The 352-nt window shown below is 74.1% G+C and carries 1 protein-coding gene; it reads right to left on the bottom strand.

Annotation, left to right across the window (positions count from 1 at the left end):
- Positions 1-44: 44 nt before the first annotated feature.
- Complete coding sequence (locus FAF44_RS53890) at positions 45-251, bottom strand: pirin-like C-terminal cupin domain-containing protein (protein ID WP_237111215.1); 207 nt, start codon at positions 249-251, stop codon at positions 45-47.
- Between the last annotated feature and the right edge of the window lie 101 nt (positions 252-352).

Raw genomic sequence — 352 nt, 5'->3', positions numbered from 1 at the left:
TGAGCAAGGCCCAGCGGCTCACGTGACGCCGCCCCCGTCCGTGACTATCGGACCCGGCCGCGCGGCTTGAGCCGCGTGCCGGGCAGGACGGGCGCGGGCAGCGGCGCCCCGTCGAACCCCTCGACGACGCCGAACCCCGTCCCCTCCATCCACTCCTGACGGAAGGCGGCGACCTCGTCGTGGGTACGGCCCACGAAGTTCCACCACATGACGATCTCCTCGCCGAACGGCTCGCCGCCGATGAGCAGCACCCGCCCGCGCCCGTCCTGCCCGGCACGCGGCTCAAGCCGCGCGGCCGGGTCCGATAGTCACGGACGGGGGCGGCGTCACGTGAGCCGCTGGGCCTTGCTCA

The organism is Nonomuraea sp. MG754425 (genome assembly GCF_021699195.1).
Lineage (GTDB): Bacteria > Actinomycetota > Actinomycetes > Streptosporangiales > Streptosporangiaceae > Nonomuraea.
Note: the sequence above shows the minus strand (reverse complement) of the source record. Positions and strands in the feature narration are given on the sequence as shown.